At 32.8% G+C, this 19,439-nt stretch carries 16 protein-coding genes; 15 read left to right on the top strand and 1 reads right to left on the bottom strand.

The annotated features are described in order from the left end of the window. Window positions 1-78: 78 nt before the first annotated feature. From sprA to C0512_RS06895, 15 genes are all read left to right on the top strand, one after another. Window positions 79-7,269: a cell surface protein SprA gene (gene sprA, locus C0512_RS06965; protein ID WP_290860040.1), complete on the top strand. Its 7,191-nt coding sequence runs from the start codon at window positions 79-81 to the stop codon at window positions 7,267-7,269. 69 nt (window positions 7,270-7,338) lie between these two features. Next, window positions 7,339-7,719: a glycine cleavage system protein GcvH gene (gene gcvH / locus C0512_RS06960; RefSeq protein ID WP_290860016.1), complete on the top strand. Its 381-nt coding sequence runs from the start codon at window positions 7,339-7,341 to the stop codon at window positions 7,717-7,719. Then, window positions 7,712-8,086 carry a VanZ family protein gene (locus C0512_RS06955; RefSeq protein WP_290860014.1) on the top strand — a complete coding sequence of 125 codons (375 nt, stop codon included), beginning with the start codon at window positions 7,712-7,714 and terminating at the stop codon, window positions 8,084-8,086. Before gcvH ends, C0512_RS06955 begins: the two co-directional genes overlap by 8 nt. A 49-nt stretch (window positions 8,087-8,135) precedes the next feature. Next, window positions 8,136-8,858, top strand: coding sequence for an energy transducer TonB (locus C0512_RS06950; protein WP_290860013.1), 723 nt, complete (start codon window positions 8,136-8,138; stop codon window positions 8,856-8,858). 100 nt (window positions 8,859-8,958) lie between these two features. Continuing rightward, window positions 8,959-9,723 carry an energy transducer TonB gene (locus C0512_RS06945; protein ID WP_290860012.1) on the top strand — a complete coding sequence of 255 codons (765 nt, stop codon included), beginning with the start codon at window positions 8,959-8,961 and terminating at the stop codon, window positions 9,721-9,723. Window positions 9,724-9,777: 54 nt separating this feature from the next. Continuing rightward, the gene (gene deoC / locus C0512_RS06940) at window positions 9,778-10,521 is read left to right on the top strand and encodes a deoxyribose-phosphate aldolase (protein WP_290860011.1); all 744 of its coding nucleotides are present in this window, start codon (window positions 9,778-9,780) and stop codon (window positions 10,519-10,521) included. A gap of 17 nt (window positions 10,522-10,538) precedes the next feature. Continuing rightward, window positions 10,539-12,650 carry a gliding motility protein RemB gene (locus tag C0512_RS06935; protein ID WP_290860009.1) on the top strand — a complete coding sequence of 704 codons (2,112 nt, stop codon included), beginning with the start codon at window positions 10,539-10,541 and terminating at the stop codon, window positions 12,648-12,650. Between the two features lie 109 nt (window positions 12,651-12,759). Continuing rightward, window positions 12,760-13,677: a heme o synthase gene (gene cyoE, locus C0512_RS06930; RefSeq protein ID WP_290860007.1), complete on the top strand. Its 918-nt coding sequence runs from the start codon at window positions 12,760-12,762 to the stop codon at window positions 13,675-13,677. A gap of 2 nt (window positions 13,678-13,679) precedes the next feature. Then, entirely contained in the window at window positions 13,680-14,261 is a 582-nt protein-coding gene (locus C0512_RS06925; RefSeq protein WP_290860005.1) for a cytochrome c oxidase subunit 3, read from the top strand. A gap of 43 nt (window positions 14,262-14,304) precedes the next feature. Further along, window positions 14,305-15,321 carry a cytochrome c oxidase subunit 3 gene (locus tag C0512_RS06920; RefSeq protein ID WP_290860003.1) on the top strand — a complete coding sequence of 339 codons (1,017 nt, stop codon included), beginning with the start codon at window positions 14,305-14,307 and terminating at the stop codon, window positions 15,319-15,321. Between the two features lie 20 nt (window positions 15,322-15,341). Further along, entirely contained in the window at window positions 15,342-15,782 is a 441-nt protein-coding gene (locus tag C0512_RS06915; protein WP_290860002.1) for a cytochrome C oxidase subunit IV family protein, read from the top strand. A gap of 76 nt (window positions 15,783-15,858) precedes the next feature. Continuing rightward, complete coding sequence (locus tag C0512_RS06910) at window positions 15,859-16,512, top strand: hypothetical protein (RefSeq protein WP_290860000.1); 654 nt, start codon at window positions 15,859-15,861, stop codon at window positions 16,510-16,512. A 5-nt stretch (window positions 16,513-16,517) separates the two neighbouring features. Beyond that, complete coding sequence (locus tag C0512_RS06905; RefSeq protein ID WP_290859998.1) at window positions 16,518-17,204, top strand: SCO family protein; 687 nt, start codon at window positions 16,518-16,520, stop codon at window positions 17,202-17,204. 1 nt (window position 17,205) lies between these two features. Beyond that, window positions 17,206-17,769, top strand: a complete 564-nt coding sequence (locus C0512_RS06900; protein ID WP_290859997.1) for a DUF420 domain-containing protein — start codon at window positions 17,206-17,208, stop codon at window positions 17,767-17,769. After that, the gene (locus C0512_RS06895) at window positions 17,759-18,001 is read left to right on the top strand and encodes a hypothetical protein (protein WP_290859995.1); all 243 of its coding nucleotides are present in this window, start codon (window positions 17,759-17,761) and stop codon (window positions 17,999-18,001) included. The genes C0512_RS06900 and C0512_RS06895 overlap by 11 nt, the downstream gene beginning before the upstream one ends. 4 nt (window positions 18,002-18,005) lie before the next feature. On the opposite strand, the gene C0512_RS06890 is transcribed toward C0512_RS06895, so the two are convergent. Further along, on the bottom strand, window positions 18,006-19,415 hold the full coding sequence (locus C0512_RS06890) for a DUF4403 family protein (RefSeq protein WP_290859993.1): 1,410 nt from the start codon (window positions 19,413-19,415) through the stop codon (window positions 18,006-18,008). Between the last annotated feature and the right edge of the window lie 24 nt (window positions 19,416-19,439).

Genomic DNA, 19,439 nt, shown 5'->3' with positions numbered 1-19,439 from the left:
AAAACGAAGTATCATTATAATTTTATATCAGGTCTTAAAATTAGTTTTATATGGCTAATTTTTCTTTCCGGTTTTTTAGTGTATTCACAAGATGATGAAACACCTAAAGACACAGTTGGTTTCAATAAAGGTAAAGTTGAGTTGTCTAATCCACCCAGCATTGTCTCGGCATATACTTATGATCCGGTAACCGATCGTTATATTTATAATAGTACTGTTGGAGAGTTTAATATCAATTACCCGGTAATTCTTACGCCAAAAGAGTATGAAGAATTAGTAATGCGGGAATCCATGAAAACGTATTTCAAGCAAAAACTGGATGCCATGGATGGCAGAAAAGCTGGTGCTGACGAAGCTAAAAAAGACTTATTACCCCGTTTTTATGTTAATTCCGGTTTTTTTGAAACTATTTTTGGAAGCAATACCATTGATGTTCAGCCCAGAGGTTCTGTTGAAATTGATTTAGGAGTTCGCTATACAAAACAAGATAACCCTACTTTTTCTCCCAGAAACAGAACGACTACAACATTTGATTTTGAACAACGTATCAACATGAGTTTATCCGGTAAAGTGGGTACTCGGTTGAATGTGAATGCCAATTATGACACTCAGTCTACGTTTGCCTTTCAAAATTTAATCAAATTAGAATATGCTCCCGAAGAAGACGCCATCTTACGAAAATTAGAAGTAGGTAATGTCAGTATGCCTTTGAATAATACTTTAATTCGAGGGGCTCAAAGTTTATTTGGGGTGAAAGCTGAATTGCAATTTGGAAAAACAACGGTTACCGGAGTTTATTCTGAACAAAAATCGCAAACTCGTTCTGTGACAGCCTTAGGAGATGGAACACTTCAAGATTTTGATTTATTTGCTTTAGATTATGATTCAGACCGACACTTTTTCTTATCGCAATATTTTAGAGATAAATATGATGCTTCTTTAAAAAATTATCCTTTAATCAATAGTAGAGTACAAATTACCCGAATTGAAGTTTGGATTACCAACCGACAAAATCGCGTAAATACCTCACCCGAAGGTAATAATTTGCGAAATATTATTGCTTTACAAGATTTAGGAGAGGCACAATTAAATGGGTTGGATGACACAGAAATAGTTGGAATTGACCCTATTCCGGCAGGATTTTTTAATGTATTAACCGATACACCGGCTAATAATGCCAATAATGATTTTGATCCCGGACTGATTCAAACAGGGGGCGGATTATTAAATCCAAACATTAGGGAAATTGTAACTTCAGGTTCAGGATTTAATTACCCTGCCATCGAAGGATTGGATTATTCTAAATTAGAAAATGCCAGAAAATTAACAACAAGTGAATATACCTACAACCCTCAATTAGGATATCTCTCCTTGCAACAGCGTTTAGCAAACGATGAAGTTGTTGCTGTAGCTTACGAATATACCATTGGAGACGAAGTTTATCGTGTAGGAGAATTTGGAAATGGCGGAGTAGAATCAACAGTAGTAGACCCTAGCACAGAAGTTCCATCGACGCAATGTTTGATTTTAAAAATGCTGAAAAGTAATTTGACTAATGTTGATAAGCCAATTTGGAATTTAATGATGAAAAACATCTATCAAATTCCGGGAGCTTTTGAGTTGAGTCAGGAAGATTTTAGATTTAATATTTTATACACAGATCCTTCTCCGTTAAATTATATAACTCCTGCAGGGAATCCGCCCTTATCGTTACCGGCAGATGTTGCAGAAACTCCTTTGTTGGAAGTTTTTAATACAGACCGTTTGAATTATACTAATGACCCGCAAGTTGGAGGTGACGGATTTTTTGACTTTGTTCCGGGAATTACTGTTGATACACAAAACGGACGATTGATATTTACCACAGTTGAACCATTTGGAAATCATTTATTCAATAAATTAAGAACATCTAATCCGTTAGAAGATTACGACAATACAACCACCGGATATAATTCAAATCAAGGTAAGTATGTGTATCGAAGTATGTATAAAAGCACCCAGTCTGCTGCTTTGCAAGACAGTGATAAAAATAAATTCTTATTAAGGGGACGTTATAAATCAACCGGAGGTGACGGAATTCCTATTGGAGCATTTAATGTACCAAAAGGTTCAGTTGTTGTAACAGCAGGCGGTCGAACTCTAGCAGAAGGAATTGATTATACTGTAAATTACCAACTTGGGCGAGTTCGAATATTAGACCCATCCCTTCAGGCATCGGGAACGCCAATCAATATTTCTGTTGAAAATAATTCTGTTTTTGGACAACAGACCAGACGTTTTATGGGATTTAATGTGGATCACAAAATTTCTGAAACGTTCAATGTAGGAGCTACTTATTTGAGAATGACTGAGCGACCTTACACTCAAAAATCCACCTTTGGGCAAGAATCAGTGAACAATACTATTTTTGGTTTCAATACCAATTTTTCATCCGAACTTCCTTTTTTAACCCGATTGGTGAATAAATTACCAAATATTGATACGGATGTTCCGTCATCAATTTCAGTTCGTGGAGAAGTAGCATTTTTAAAACCGGATTCACCAAAAGCCGATAATTTTGAAGGAGAATCAACTTTATATATTGATGATTTTGAAGGATCACAAACAACAATAGATGTAAAGTCGCCATTGTCTTGGTATTTGTCGAGTGTGCCTGAGAGTAATACAAACAGTACATATGATTTCTTTGGCAGCTCTAATAGTTTGAGTTATGGATTCAAACGAGCAAAATTATCTTGGTATACCATCGATCCAATATTTTATACATCACAAAGACCTGCCGGTATTTCAACAGAAGATATGACTTTAAATAAAACTAGAAGAGTTTATATCAACGATATCTTTCCGGTGACAGATGTTGCTCAAGGACAACAACAAGTAATTAATACATTGGATTTAACGTATTATCCAAACCAAAGAGGACCTTATAATTTTAATCCTTCAACAACACCTGATAATCAATTACCAACGCCAAATCAAAATTTCGGAGGTATAACAAGAGCTATAAATTCAACCAACTTTGAACAAGGAAATGTAGAATATTTCCAATTATGGGTGTTAGATCCCTATTATGGTACTGATGAAACTGCTCCAACAAATACGGGAGAAGTTTACATCAACTTAGGTGAAATTTCGGAAGATGTTTTGAAAGACGGCAGAAAGCAATATGAAAATGGTTTGCCTGAAGCTGGTGCTACATCTCCTACTGTTTCTACAATATGGGGAAAGGTTCCCGCATCACAATCTTTAATTTATGCTTTTGATACCAGTGAGGCAAATAGAGCGGTACAAGATTTAGGATTAGATGGAATTTCAGATGCAGAAGAAGCTGCATTATTCCCAACTTTTTCTTCTTTCTCTGACCCCTCACAAGATAATTTTGAATACTATTTAGCGGCTACAGGTAATGTTATTGAACGCTATAAAAATTACAACGGATTACAAGGAAATTCACCGGTAAATGTAACAGATAATAACAGAGGAAATACAACTTTACCTGATGTTGAAGATATCAATAGAGACAATACGATGAATACCATAAATGCCTATTATGAGTATAAAATTAATATTGCACCAAATTCTAGCGTAGGAGAAAATTATATTACAGACGAAGTTTTTGTAGCAGCAAAAACAGAACCGGGAGGAGAAACTTATCCCGCGGCCAGATGGTTGCAGTTCAAAATTCCGGTATCACAGTATCAAAATAAAATAGGTAGTATTTCAGATTTTCGTACTATTCGTTTTATGCGAATGTTCATGACCGGATTTACAGAAGAAATTACGGTTCGTTTTGCTGCAGTTGAATTAGTAAGAGGTGAATGGAGACAATATTTATCGACACTAGACCCGAATGAAACTGATATTCAGAATGAAGATGATAATACGGTTTTTGAATCAATTGCTGTAAACGTTCAGGAAAATAGCAATAGAACACCAATAAATTATGTCTTACCTCCCGGAGTTGATAGAGAACAATTATATAATAATAATTCGGTAATTAATCAGAATGAACAGTCTTTATCGTTAAGGGTAACTCCAAAAAACAACAATATACCCGGCGGTTTAGAACCGGAAGATTCAAGAGCTGTTTTTAAAAATGTAGAAGTTGATTTGCGTCAGTTTGAGAAATTAAAAATGTTTATTCACGCTGAAGCAATTGAAAACAACCTCGATCCAAATCGTTTAAATGATGACGAAATGGTTGCTTTTATCCGTTTTGGAAATGACTTTTCACAAAACTTTTATCAAGTTGAGATACCCTTAAAAGTTACTCCTCACGGAACTACTTCTCCTGAAGAGATTTGGCCAGAAGATAATGAGATAGATTTGCAATTGTCATTGTTAACACAATTAAAAGTGTTAAATATAAACGGAGCAAATCCAAATCCCGATGAAATCTATTTTTTAAATGAAGATGAGTTAGATCCTTCGTTAGTAAATAAACCCAATAAACTTCGATTAGGGATAAAAGGTAATCCAAATTTTGGGTTAGTGAGAACGTTAATGATCGGTTTAAAAAACAGCAAAACAGGACAAGTTGAACTCGAAAGTATTCGTGGAGAAGTTTGGTTCAATGAGTTGCGTGTGGCAGGAATGAAGAACAAGGCAGGTATGGCGGCCATTGTCAGTGTAGATGCAAATGCAGCTGATTTCGCAAACGTATCAGCCACAGGAAGATTAGGAACAATTGGCTTTGGAACATTAGAACAAGGGCCTAATGAACGAAGTCGTGAAGATTTGAGAGAATATGATGTTGTAACTAATTTTAATTTTGGCAAGTTACTTCCTCAAAAATGGGGTGTAACTTTACCATTTAATTATGGAATTGGCGAATTAGTTATCACGCCTGAATATGACCCGTTTTATCAAGATATTAAATTAGATCAATTGATAGATGTCACTACAGACGAGGCAGAAAAAAAGAATATTGAAAACCGAGCAATTGATTACACAAAACGAAAAAGTATAAATTTCATAGGAGTCAGAAAAGAGAGAGCTCCTGAGCAAAAACCGAAAGTTTATAATGTTGAGAACTTTACATTGTCACATTCCTATAACCAAGTCGATAAACATAATTATGAAATTGAAAGTTATGTAGATCAGCAAGTAAATTCTGCTGTAGATTATTCTTTTGCTTTTTCTCCAAAACCAATTGAGCCTTTAAAGGAAAATAAGACAATGAAAAAATCACAATATTGGAAAATGTTGAGTGATTTCAATTTTAATTATTTGCCTTCTAATATTAATTTCAGCACCAATGTGGTTAGACAATATAATCGCCAACAATTCAGACAAGTTGAAGTGGAAGGTATTGCCTTAGACCCATTATACAGAAGAAATTATTTGTTTAATTATTTATATGGCTTTAACTATGATATTACAAAAGCTTTAAAAATTAATTACAATGCTAACCGAAGTAATCTTGTTAGAAATTATATAGACGAAACCGGAATTCCGGATGATTCAAATCAAATTTATGACAGCTATTTAGAAGTTGGAGAAGCAAATCAATTGAATCAACAGTTCATTCTGAATTATGATATTCCTCTTTACAAATTACCTTTTTTAAGTTTCCTAAAAGCAAATTATTCTTATACAGGAACGTATAGCTGGATGCGATCTTCTTTAGCTCTTTCATCAGCTGAAACCGAAGATGGAACCATTTACAATTTAGGAAATACAATTCAAAATTCAAGTTCTCATCGGTTGAATACTACGCTAAACATGGATTTGTTTTATAAATATATTGGGTTGACTAAAACAAAAAAGAAACCGGCACCAACACCAAAACAAGCTGCTCCAAAACCTGGTGAAAAAGTGACCAGTAATAAGGTACCTCAACAAAATGAAGGGAATGTTTTTCTTGACGGACTGATTGGTGTAGTAACGAGTGTTAAAAATATTCAATTGAATTATACTCAAAATGAAGGAACTTTGTTACCGGGTTATACACAATCGTTAGGGTTTTTTGGTTCTTCAAAACCAACGTTAGGATTTGTGTTTGGAGCTCAAGATGATGTTAGACAAGATGCTGCAAAAAATGGGTGGTTAACAATTTATCCTGAATTTAATCAAAACTACACCGAAGTAAAATCACAACAGTTTAATGGAACAGCAAAAGTAGATTTGTTCCCTGATTTGACTATTGATCTTACTGCTGACCGTAATTATATGGAAAGTTATTCTGAACAATATGACGTTTTAGATGGAGTTTATAATTCGCGTTCGCCCTATACAATGGGAAATTTTTCAATTTCAACGGTTTTAATTTCAACTTCTTTTAGTAAAAGTGATGAATTTGGCTCCTCTGCTTTTCAAGATTTTAGAGATAACAGGTTGGTGATAGCAAATCGACTGGCTGCAGATTTTTATGGGGCTAATATTCCTAGATACGGTGATGCTAATAACCCAATTCCAACCGATCCGGCAGACCCAAAATACAACTTCTATTCTTCTAATGCCGGATATCCAATTGGATATGGAAAAAATAATCAAGCTGTATTAATTCCTTCTTTCTTATCTGCTTATTCGGGGAAAGATGAAAACAGCACTTCGTTAAGTGCATTTAGAGATTTTCCAATTCCGAATTGGACCGTAAAATACAACGGTTTGATGCGATATACTTTCTTTAAAGAACGATTTAAACGATTTTCACTGCAACATAGTTACAGAGCGGCTTATACAATTAATTCCTTCCGGTCAAATTTTGAATATGATAAAAATCCGGGCGGACAGGATAATGAAGGTTTTGGAAATTTTTATAATCAAACAATTGTGCAAAATGTTAACTTAATGGAACAATTCAATCCATTAATCCGTATGGATTTTGAGATGAAAAATTCATTTAAAATGTTAGCTGAAATGAAGAAAGACCGTGCGTTATCAATGAGTTTTGACAATAATCTACTTACGGAAGTGCAAGGTTTAGAATATATAATTGGGTTAGGCTACCGATTAAAAGATGTTGTAATTACCTCTTCATTAGCAGATAATCCACAAGGTATAATTAAAAGTGATATCAATTTCAGAACAGATTTCTCTTATAGAAATAACAAAACAATAGTTCGTTACCTAGATTACGATAATAATGAACTTGCCGGAGGTCAAAATATTTGGTCTATTAAATTAACAGCCGATTATTCTTTCAGTAAAAATTTGACAGCTATATTTTATTATGATCATACTTTTTCTAAAGCAGTGATTTCTACGGCATTTCCATTAACAAATATCAGGTCTGGTTTTACACTTCGATATAATTTTGGAAATTAATTAAAATTTCAATAAAAAAGATTTTATAATCACAGCATAAAAATTACATTTGCTGAAACAAATTACAAAATGAATATACCAACAAATTTAAAATACACAAAAGACCACGAGTGGGTGAGTTTAGATGGTGAAATTGCTACGGTAGGAATTACAGATTTTGCTCAAAAAGAATTAGGAGATATTGTTTATGTTGAAGTGGAAACATTAGACCAATCATTAGAAAAAGATGAGGTCTTTGGAACGGTTGAAGCGGTTAAAACTGTTTCGGATTTATTTTTACCTGTTTCAGGTGAAATCATTGAATTTAATGAAGACTTAGAATCTAATCCTGAAAGTGTAAATACAGATCCTTATGGAAAAGGATGGATGGTGAAAGTAAAAGTTTCCAATGTAGATGATTTTAATGATTTATTAGATAGTCAAGCTTATAAAGAGTTGATTGGTGCCTAAAAAAAAGATATTACTATTTTTATTAGTTCTTTGGTTGGTTTTTATAACCACATTAAGTCTGGTAAGTTTGAATAGTTTTTCTAAAGTACAAATCAGAGGCGGAGACAAATACGTTCATTTTATCTTTTATTTTGTTTTAACAGAGTTATTAATTTTGAATTTAATGTCAAAATTTAATTTTAGAAAAGCGGTTTTTATTTCTGCTATTTCTGCTGTTATTTATGGCATAATTATTGAAGTATTACAAGGGGTTTTTACAATCTATAGAGAGCCTGAAATATTAGATATTTTATTTAATTCACTTGGGTGTATTTTTGCAGCATTCCTGATGATTAAAAACCATAAAAGGTTAAATTTTATAAAATAATTTTAAAGTTTTTTTTAATTAGCTATATTAGCATCTCAAATTACATATTATGGAACTAAAAAAGAATCCAAATGTTGACCCAAAAAGAAATAGTTCACTCTATTTCCAATTAGGATTGGCGGCAATTGTTGCCTTGTCTTATATGGCAATTGAATTGAAAACATACGAAAAAGATTTGTCCGGCTTAACCCAAAAAGTTGACAATAGTTTTTTAGATGAAGAAGTGCCTATCACTCAGCAATTGAATACGCCACCACCTCCACCACCTCCACCACCACCAGCTGCTCCTGAAATAATTAAAGTGGTTGAAGATAAAAAGGAGATCAAAGAAATGAACATTCAATCTACAGAAACAAATCAACAAGAAGTTGTTGTGAAAGCTGAAAAAGTTGTTGTAGTAGAAGAAGAAGTTGAAGTTGATGTACCATTTGCAATTATTGAAGATGTACCCTTATTCCCTGGTTGTGAAGGCGTAGCAAAAGACAAAAGAAAAGATTGTTTTCAAGAAAAAATACAAGCTCACATTAGAAAAAATTTCCAATATCCGGAAGCTGCTTTAGATGCTGGACATCAGGGTAAAGTATTCGTGAGTTTTGTAATTGAGAAAGACGGAAGTGTGACTATTGCAAACATGAGAGCACCTTATCCAACATTGGAAAAAGAAGCTCAACGTATCATGTCTAAATTGCCAAAAATGATTCCTGGAAAACAAAGAGGAAAACCGGTAAGGATGACAATGAGTATTCCAATCACCTTTAAATTAGACCAATAAAATAATAAAAATAGACAAACTTAAATCCACTCGAACTCGAGTGGATTTTTTTTTGGCACAAAAATTGGATTGCATTAAAAATAACTAATCCATTTTAACCATGAGAAATTTAGATCAATACCCACGCGTAAACCACAACAGCAAACTTTATTTTCAACTTGGACTTATTGCCAGTTTAATTGCTGTATATTTTGTTATCGAACTAAAATCGCCAATTTCTGAGTTTGTAGTTGAGTCAAAAAAAGAAGTGGTAGATATTTCAGAAAAACCTTTTCATGAGACCTTTCAGGTTGAAAAAGAAATTAAGGAAGTGGTTGAAAAAGCAAAAATAGATAAAGCTCCTAGTAAACCAATCTTAAATAAGTTTAGAGAAGTTCCGAATACAACTATTGAGCCGATACAAACGGATGTTACTTCGCCGGATGATACAGAAGACAATAAATTGCTTTTGAAACCTATTGAAACAACAGCTGTTGTGTTAATTCCAACAGAAAATAAAATTATTGATCGATGGGCTTTGGAAGAAGTCCCAGCTTTTAAAGCATGTGCTAAATTAAAAGGACCTGCAAGAGAAACCTGTTTTAATGAGCAAATGGCTAACTTTTTAATTTCTAATCTGGAATATCCTGAACAGGCCAAAGAAAATGGGGCTCAAGAATCGATATTGGTAGAATTTATAATTAATACGGATGGTTCAGTTTCTAATGTTAAACCCGTATTTGAAGAAAAAGTAATGAACAAAGAGCTTGAAAAAGAAGCGTTACGGGTTATCAAAAAATTACCAAAATTAGAGCCCGGGAAACAAGCCGGACAACCGGTTAGAGTAAGATATACCATACCAATCACTTTTAAAATTAAAAAATAAAATATTTAAGTATAAAAAGCATCCCACTTCGGTGGGATTTTTTATTTTTACACTATGAATATTAAACAGTTTTTAGATTCGACCTATTTAAAGACACCAGCTCAGGCAGGGTTGTCTTTTGAAGAAAATAAAAAAATAGTTGAAGGTTTTATAGCCGAAGCTATCGAAGAACATTTTAAATTAATTATGATTCGACCGGATATGGTTTCTTTAGCAAAAAAAATGATTGCTAAAGCTGAATCTAAAGTTCTGATTGGAACAGTTATTGGTTTTCCGGAAGGAATTTATACTATTGAAGAAAAATTAGCGGAAGCGACTCAAGCCATAGAAGACGGAGCAGACGAATTAGATTATGTTTGCAACTATGAAAATTTTAAAAATGGCGATAGTCAATATGTTAAAGAAGAAATTTTAAAATGTACACAACTCGGTATCAGTCACCACAAAACTGTAAAATGGATTATTGAAGTGGCGGCATTAACTGACCAACAAATAATTCAACTCTCAACACTTATCAAAAATGTAGTGATAGCTAACTTTAAAGAAGAGCAGTATCAAGATGTCTTTGTGAAATCATCCACCGGGTTTTATAAAACGGAAGCCGGAAAACCAAATGGTGCAACTGTTCCAACTATCATTATGATGTTAGAAAACAGTTCTCCACTTCCCGTGAAAGCGGCAGGAGGAGTTAGGACCTATGAGGAAGCAATCGAAATGATTTCTTTAGGTGTAAAACGGATTGGAACATCTTCTGCAAAAGCAATTGCTCATGGAAACATTTCAGAAAGTAATTATTAAAAATTGAATTCATTTAAATGAAAAAATATAGTACGTATTTCGCCTTAGTTCTATTTTCTGTTTCCCTTTGGTCACAGGTCAAAAGCACAGAGCAGTTTCCTGTTTTTCCAACTTGTGAAGGTAAATTTAATAAAGAATTAGAAAATTGTTTTTATGCTGAAGTGCAACAAAATATTTTTTCTAAATTCAAAGTTCCTGATAAAATTTTAGAAAAGGATTATAAAGGCAGTTTTTTTGTCTTGTTTGAAGTAAATAATCAAGGGAAATTTATATTGCAATATGCAAATGCCCCTTTCACTGAATTAAATGATGAATGCAAGCGGGTTTTCAATGAAATGCCTCAAATTGCACCGCCAACCTATGGTGGCAACCCAACCTATGCAAGGTATTCTATTAAAATTTCAATTCCTTTAAAAGATGCTAATTCAATTTCAAATATTCTCTCAGAAAACAATGAAAATTTAAACACTGTTGTTGTTGACGAAAAAAGCAAACAACTAAATGAATTAGACAGTATTCGCTACTCAAAGTTTGAAAATCCTCAGTTTAAGAGCAATTTAAACATTCCTTTTTCACATAGTTTTTATGCCCAGTTTGATAAAGAGATGAATCAATTGGGAGCCAATAATCACACGGCATCAAAACCATTAACATATGCAGAAGTGAATCAATATTATGATTTGGCACAAGCGAATCAAAAATTGATGAAGAATAAAACAGGTTGGTGGGGTAGAAAATTATGGAATGAATACATTCTTGAAATACAAGGGGATAACTATTGGTTTACATTAAATCCAATTTGGGATTTAAGAGTAGGGAAAAGTAACCCAAGTGTTTCGGATTATACCTATCAAAATACCAGAGGGATTCAAATCCAGGGAGGAATTGGAAAAGAAGTGAATTTTACAACATCGATATACGAAAGTCAGGGGCGTTTCGCAGATTACTATAATAATTATGCAGAAAGTATTAAGCCTTCCGGAGGAAATCCGGCCATTATTCCCGGTATTGGAATTGCTAAAGAGTTTAAAACAGATTCCTATGATTTTCCTTTAGCAGATGCAAATATTACCTATACACCAAGTAAGTTTTTTGATTTCCAATTAGGATATGGACGAAATTTTATTGGTGACGGTTACCGATCACTTTTTACAAGCGATGGAGCCAGCCCATATCCCTATTTTAAAATTAATACCAAATTTTGGAAAATTAAATATACCAATACATATATGTGGTTGAAAGATGTTACTCCAGAGGCCACCGTAGACGGAACTTATGCCTCTAAATACATGGCCAATCATTATTTGAGTTGGAATGTTTCCAATCGTTTGAATATAAGTTTTTTTGAATCAGTTGTTTGGACAGATACAAATGGACGTGGCTTTGATTTTAGTTTTGTCAATCCAATTATTTTTTATCGTTCTGTTGAATTTAATTCATCTTCCAAAACAGGAAATGCTTTGTTGGGGATTGCATCAAAATATAAGTGGAATAACCATATCAATCTTTACGGTCAATTCCTGATTGATGAATTTTCTGTAAGTGATGTAAAAGCAGCAAATCAAAGTTGGAGAAATAAATTTGGATATCAAATAGGAGTAAAATATTTTAACGCGTTTAAGGTGGATAATTTACTTTTCCAAATCGAATACAACCATATTCGACCTTATGTGTATTCTCATAGCACACCAATTACTAATTATGGTCATAATAATCAGAGTTTAGGCCACCAATGGGGTGGAAATGCGAAAGAATTATTAGCAATTGCAAGATATCATCAAGGCAGATGGTTTGGTGATTTAAAACTGACTTACGGCGTGAGAGGATTAGATTTTGACACCCCTGAAGATGATAACAATTACGGAGGAAATATTTATAAAAGTTATAACGACAGCCGTCCTTTTGATACTGATGTAAAAGTGGGTCAAGGGAATGAGACAACCATTTTTATCGCCGATTTTCAAGCCGGCTATTTGATTAATCCGACAAATAATTTAAAACTTTTCGGCAGCTTAATCTACAGAAATTTTGACCCAACTCAAAATACCTTGACAACTTTTAAAGAAACGACCACTTGGTTTTCTGTAGGAGTAAGAGCTGATTTATTTAATTTTTATTTTGATTATTAAATAGAAATTTTCAAGTTAATTTTTAACATCTATTTTATAAATTGTTAGATTCTATTTAAAGTTTCTAATTTGTATCTTTGACGCAGTTTTTAAAATTAAGAAAACCGCATTGAATACAATTCAAAATTCTTTTACTGCCAAATCGCTTTATATTGATTTTAAAGAAATCACTAAAGCTGGTTTATCTATCAGTGTTGTTTTTTCATCTATTGCCGGATATTTTCTTGGAATACTGGACATTTCATCTTTCAGTTGGATAACTTTGTTTATGCTGGCTGTTGGAGGATATTGTATGGTTGGAGCTTCCAATGCATTCAATCAAATCATCGAAAAAGATTTGGATAAATTGATGGATAGAACAAAAAACAGACCTATCGCAGCAGGTAGAATTTCAGTCAATACCGGATTTATAATTGCTTCTGCTCTTACTTTACTTGGCTTAATTATTCTATATAATATCAACCCGAAAACGGCCATGTTTGGAGCGGTTTCCATTTTTTTATATACAAGTATTTATACCCCTTTAAAAACCGTTACGCCACTTTCAGTTTTTGTGGGAGCAATACCGGGAGCAATACCGTTTATGTTGGGCTGGGTTGCCGCTACAGATGAGTTCAGCTTAGAAGCAGGAACATTATTTTTAATTCAGTTTTTTTGGCAATTTCCACATTTTTGGGCAATTGGCTGGTTTTTGTTTGATGATTATAAAAAAGCGGGGTTTTTTATGTTGCCAACCGGTAAAAAAGATAAAGGGACAGCCTTGCAAACTATTTTATATACCATTTGGTTGATTATTGCATCTTTATTACCCGCAATTTTTCCTTATATAGGCATAGTAGGAAGTCGATTATATTTGTCTCCAATTTCAGCAATTATTGTATTTTTGCTGGGAATTTGGATGTTGTATTACGCTTTTGAGTTATATAAAAAAAGAGACAGTAAAGCTGCCCGAAAATTAATGTTGGTAAGCGTAAGTTATATTACCCTTCTTCAACTAGTTTATATTGCGGATAAATTTTTAAGATAATTATGGAAATGACAAGTCAGGAACACCTAGAACGAAAAGGACAATCCTATAAATTGTTGTTGTGGTTTGCAATGATTAGTATGGTTATGATGTTCGCCGGTTTAACTAGTGCCTATGTAGTAAGCTCAAGTAGAAAAGATTGGTTAAAAGATTTTGAAATGCCTGCTGCTTTTATCATTAGTACATTAGTCATCATTTTGAGTAGCATTACTTTTCATTTAGCCGGAAAATCAATTAAGGCAAATAACAGAAGTGTAACTACAGTTTGGCTTTTATCCACTTTAGGATTAGGTATTTTATTTGTAGTATTCCAATTTTTAGGATTCAATCAAATCATTCAAAACGGTTATTTTTTTACCGGTAGTGAGAGTAATATTACGACTTCATTTCTTTACATTGTTGTAATTCTTCACTTAGCACACCTTTTTGGAGGGCTGATTGCACTTTTAATTATAATTTATAATCATTTTAAACAAAAATACAATTCGACTCAAACCCTTGGAATTGAGCTAGGTGCAATGTTTTGGCATTTTCTTGATATCTTATGGATATTGTTGTTTTTATTTTTCTATTTTTACGAATAGAAAAAAAATGTAAATTTGGGAACTTTTTAACTAATAACTATATATGGGAGCGACAGTTACGACAACTGAAGAAAAAATCTGGAATGGTGGCAATGAGCCAATGAAAGCCAGTTATGGTAAATTGATGATGTGGTTTTTCATTTTATCAGATGCCTTGACCTTTACAGGATTTCTTGCAGCTTATGGTTTTTCAAGATTTAAATTTATTGATAGCTGGCCAATTGCCGATGAAGTGTTTAATCACTTTCCGTTTTTACACGGACAAGATTTGCCGATGCTTTATGTAGCTTTGATGACTTTTGTATTGATTTTTTCATCTGTAACAATGGTATTAGCAGTAGATGCGGGTCATCATATGCAAAAATCAAAGGTTGCTTTTTACATGTTTTTAACCGTATTGGGGGGTTTAATATTCGTTGGCTCTCAAGCCTGGGAATGGAAAAACTTTATCAAAGGTGAGTATGGTGCAATTGAAACAAAAGGGGGTAGCGTTATACAATTTGTTGATAAAGACGGAAAACGAATCAAAATTGCCGATTTTGCGTTGACACTTCCGGAAGATCGTGTTCAACATGAACGTAAAAATGGAATTTGGTTTTCAAAAGATGAATCAAGTTTACCTACCTATTCTGTGAATGAAGTAGTGGAAGGCTTTAAAGCTAATCCAAATATTTTGGTTAGAACTCAAGTAACTTATCATGACAAAAATGATAAAAAAGGTGTTCATCCCGATTTAAATAAAGAAAAACATAAAACGATTTTAACTAGAGAAGAATCGTTAGCCCGATTAAATAGTGCTACTTATGTTATTGAAGGAGCTAATTTGATTAGAAATGAATATGGAAATAAGCAATTTGCAAACTTTTTCTTTTTTATCACCGGTTTCCATGGTTTCCACGTATTTTCAGGAGTTGTGATTAATTTTATTATTTTCTTAAATGTAATTTTAGGAACTTATGAGAAAAGAAAAAATTATGAAATGGTTGAAAAAGTTGGGTTATATTGGCACTTTGTGGATTTAGTTTGGGTATTTGTATTTACCTTCTTCTACTTAGTATAATTTTTTAAAAAAGTATTAAAATGGCACACGCACATAATTTAGCAATTTTCAGAGGAGCTTTAAAATTCAAATCAAACGAACAAAAGATTTGGGGTGTATTGGTTTTCCTTTCTATCGTAACAGCTGTTGAGGTTGTTTTAGGGATTTATAAACCTTCTTTTTTAATGACTCCATTTATGTCTCCGTTTGAAGGAGGATTAGGAGCAACATTAGCAAACATATTTTTATCTCCATTCATCTTTTTAATTCCATTAAATTTAATATTCTTGTTTTTAACGATTGTAAAAGCTTATTACATTACTTGGGATTTTATGCACATGCGTGACGAAAGAACATCTTTAAAAAGAGCCGTAGTTTGGACGTTTGTATTTCTTGCATTATATATCGCAGTCTTGTTTTTGACGGAAGCAGACTATATTTATGAAGTTTATAGAACTTCCACCATCAAGTGGAATTTTTAACATGATATTTATTCAATTTTAAGGTACGCATTGCGTACCTTTTTTTATTTTTGTAAAGCAAAAAAATGCAACTGCAATGAAAAAGAATATAGTACTTTTTGTTTTATTTATTTTACCGATTGTAGCTTATCTTTTTTTTGCTTCCGGAGTTAATAATTTTGCCAAATTGCCTACGGTTACTGCGAATATACCTGATTTAGGGAATTGGAAGACAACTAAAGGGGAACAACTTTCATTGAATGAAAAAATTACAGTAATTGCTTTTCCGGGTACAGAAATTCTCTATAATAAAGGAGATGCATTTAATTTAAATCAAAAAATATATAATAAAGTTCGTGAGTTCAAAGACTTTCAATTGGTTATGATTGCACCAATTGGAACAGAATCTCAAACGGAAACATTAAAAGAACAATTAGCATCCATATCAGACTTATCAAAATGGCATTATGTTTTTGCTAAACCGGAAGAAATTCAATCCTATTATAATAAACTCAATTTAATAGGACAATTGGATAAGAATCTGAGAACTCCCAATGTTTTTATTGTGGATAAAAAACGTAATTTAAGAGGAAGAAAAGGGAAAAATAAAAAAGGTGAAGCGGAATATAAAGAAGGTTATAATTCAATTTCGGCAGCTGATTTACACAATGAAATGGGCGATGACATCAAAATAATCTTAGCTGAATATCGCTTGGCTCTCAAGAAAAACAGTGCAGAAAGAATTAAATAATAAAAATGAAAAATAAATCATATATCGGAATTTCTTTTATCATTTTAGTTTTCGGAATTATTTTCATTCCTAAAATTATCGATAGAATTAAAAATAATGATGTTACCAAAATTGACAGGTTAAATACGTCCGGTCAAAGTGAAACTTCGGAAGATTTGATAATGAAAATTGGGCCGGCTCCAAAATTTTCTTTGACAAATCAAAATGGAGAAACAATTACCAATGATAATTATATAGGGAAAGTATATTTGGTTGAGTTTTTCTTTTCTACTTGCCCAACGATTTGTCCAATTATGAATCAGAATATGGTTAAAATTCAAAATCATTTTGAAGGAAGAACTGATTTTGGAATTGTTTCCGTTACTATCAATCCTGAAAATGATACCTCTGAAGTTTTAAAAAAACATGCAGAACATTTAGGGGTAAAAAACCCAAATTGGAATTTTCTAACAGGGGATAAAAAATATATTTTTGACTTGGCCAACAAAGGATTTAATATATATGCCGGGGAAAATAAAGACATTGATGGTGGATTCGAACATTCCGGGTTATTTGCCTTAATTGATAAAAAAGGGAATATCAGATGCCGTAAAGATAAATTTGGTAATCCAATTGTATATTATGATGGATTAGAAGAAACGGGTGTTCAAGCTTTACAACAAGATATTAAAGTGCTTTTAGACGAGAAATAATATGGAAAAACAATTAAATTCTGATCAACCAAACACAATTGAAAATAAGTTCAATAAACTGATTATAATTGTATCAATAGCCATACCGGTTGTAGTGGCTATTTTATTTGGTATTAAACTTAAAGATTATGGAATAAATGTGGAGCCATTGACCTTTTTGCCTCCAATATATGCCGTAATCAATGGCGTGACAGCCATGTTGTTGATTCTTGGGGTTTATTCTATTAAAAATGGAAATAAAAAAGCACATCAAAATTTTATGCAAGCTGCAATTGCTTGTTCGGTTGTTTTTTTAGTAATGTATGTTGCCTATCACATGACTTCTGATAGTGCCGTTTATGGTGGAGTTGGTTTTATTCGATATATCTATTTTTTTATTTTAATTTCTCATATTATTCTATCAATTGCTGTTATACCGTTAGTGTTAATAACGTATGTAAAGGCTTTGGCGGAACGTTTTGATAAACATAAAAAAATTGCAAAAATAACTTTCCCAATTTGGATGTATGTTGCAGTGACCGGAGTTATTGTTTATTTGATGATAGCTCCGTATTATGCTTATTAAAACATCAAAATATTACATCACGATTTTACTGTTTTTAGTTGAGTTTTCAGCATCTGCTCAATGTGCCATGTGCCGAGCCGCTCTTGAAAGTGAAGAAGGCGGTAACAAAGCCGAAGCCATTAACAATGGAATTGTCTATCTGATGGCTTTTCCTTATATCATGGTTGCCATTGTTTTTTATGTAGTTTATCGCATGAAATTTAAAAAGAAAACAGAAAGCGAAGCATTATAAATTTTTACTCTACTCCATCAATTTTTACATCAACCTGACCACTGGTTTTAATAAATGCTAAGATAGCTTTGTTTGTAAGTTCAATTTTTTGAAATTCAAAATCAGCTAAAGTACCATTTACAAAAACACCTTTCATAGGGGAATAGTTAGTGAGGTATTGCATCACATTCTGTTTGCCCTCCTCTAAGTTGGGTTTAATGGAATAGCGACAACTCTCCTGAATTTTCCGTAACACATATCCTTGAGCTAACCAATTGGCGGAACGTACCAAAACACTTTTAGTATCTAGAATATAGTCTAATTTGTCAAAATAGATTTCTTTTGTTTCTTCGTTATATTGAGGAAATCCTGATAAATAAATGGTTCCGTTTATACTGCCAAGAATATCCAACGCAACAATCATTTTACCATTTTTGTGCCATAGATTTACATTGGTCACTTTAACTTTTCGCTTTCCATCACCAAATTCCTGTCCTTGGAAATTTTTAGTCATAATTCTGGAAGCATCTTCATAGGTGGAAACTGCAATTAGGTTTGCTGTAATTTGATCAGGCATTTTTGCTACGGGTTTCAATACTATTTTACTTTTGTCGAATTTTTTTTCCGGTTTTTTCCCAATAATAGTTTCCATGGAACATTTCAATCCCATATCCATTGCAATAGCATCTTTTTTCAAAATAGCATCAGTTACATATAATTCAATAGGCACAATTCTGAGCCAACTTGCATATTCTTCACTCATTTCAAAAGGAGTGGCAATTTTGTCCAGAGCTTCTAAAACTTGAGGTTTGAAATTCAAAGACTCTTTTATTGAATCATCAATGCCCTTTTCAATTTTTGATTTAAAAATTCGAATGGTTGGATTGATTAAATAGGTAATTGGAATATTTTTTCCGGCGATAGTAACTGTCGGACTTTCTGTCCAATCTAACGATTTAATTTTAGTATTGGTTTTGAGTTGCCAATTAGTTAAATCAACTTCACTAAGAAGAGTGACAATACCATTCAAGTTAAATTCTTTGGTGTCATATAATTTGATGCCCATTTTATCAAATCCATAGCGATAAGTAGCATTTATTTTTAAGGGTAAAGTGGTTTTAATTTTAGTGATATTGCCCTCTTTTTCACTCTCTATTTTTATAGGTGCTTGTTTCCAAACTTTCATAATAATGTCGTCATCATTCATGATGCTGTCATTGTAAATCATCTCATTTAAAAGCTTATTGGTTTGATTTTCAATATCTTTTAACTTAATAGATACAGGGAGTTTTAAAAAAGAAGTGGTTGTTTCATAAACCAAAGGAGCGGCATTATCAGGTTCCGGTTTAATGATTTCTAATTTTTTAGCGGTAGAACAAGCAGAAAATACTACTACAATCAGGATTAGTACAAGCGGGAAAATCAAATATTTCATTTTCAAAAAATTCATTTTAGACCG

Source organism: Flavobacterium sp. (assembly GCF_013822155.1).
Lineage (GTDB): Bacteria > Bacteroidota > Bacteroidia > Flavobacteriales > Flavobacteriaceae > Flavobacterium.
The sequence above is the reverse complement of the archived record's forward strand: the minus strand, read 5'-3'. Positions and strand labels throughout refer to the sequence as shown.

Coding starts and splice junctions, on each gene's coding strand:
- gcvH (WP_290860016.1), top strand. CDS start 7,339: ATGAATATACCAACAAATTTAAAATACACAAAAGACCACGAGTGGGTG.
- C0512_RS06950 (WP_290860013.1), top strand. CDS start 8,136: ATGGAACTAAAAAAGAATCCAAATGTTGACCCAAAAAGAAATAGTTCA.
- C0512_RS06945 (WP_290860012.1), top strand. CDS start 8,959: ATGAGAAATTTAGATCAATACCCACGCGTAAACCACAACAGCAAACTT.
- deoC (WP_290860011.1), top strand. CDS start 9,778: ATGAATATTAAACAGTTTTTAGATTCGACCTATTTAAAGACACCAGCT.
- C0512_RS06935 (WP_290860009.1), top strand. CDS start 10,539: ATGAAAAAATATAGTACGTATTTCGCCTTAGTTCTATTTTCTGTTTCC.
- C0512_RS06925 (WP_290860005.1), top strand. CDS start 13,680: ATGGAAATGACAAGTCAGGAACACCTAGAACGAAAAGGACAATCCTAT.
- C0512_RS06920 (WP_290860003.1), top strand. CDS start 14,305: ATGGGAGCGACAGTTACGACAACTGAAGAAAAAATCTGGAATGGTGGC.
- C0512_RS06915 (WP_290860002.1), top strand. CDS start 15,342: ATGGCACACGCACATAATTTAGCAATTTTCAGAGGAGCTTTAAAATTC.
- C0512_RS06910 (WP_290860000.1), top strand. CDS start 15,859: ATGAAAAAGAATATAGTACTTTTTGTTTTATTTATTTTACCGATTGTA.
- C0512_RS06905 (WP_290859998.1), top strand. CDS start 16,518: ATGAAAAATAAATCATATATCGGAATTTCTTTTATCATTTTAGTTTTC.
- C0512_RS06900 (WP_290859997.1), top strand. CDS start 17,206: ATGGAAAAACAATTAAATTCTGATCAACCAAACACAATTGAAAATAAG.
- C0512_RS06895 (WP_290859995.1), top strand. CDS start 17,759: ATGCTTATTAAAACATCAAAATATTACATCACGATTTTACTGTTTTTA.
- C0512_RS06890 (WP_290859993.1), bottom strand. CDS start 19,415: ATGAAATATTTGATTTTCCCGCTTGTACTAATCCTGATTGTAGTAGTA.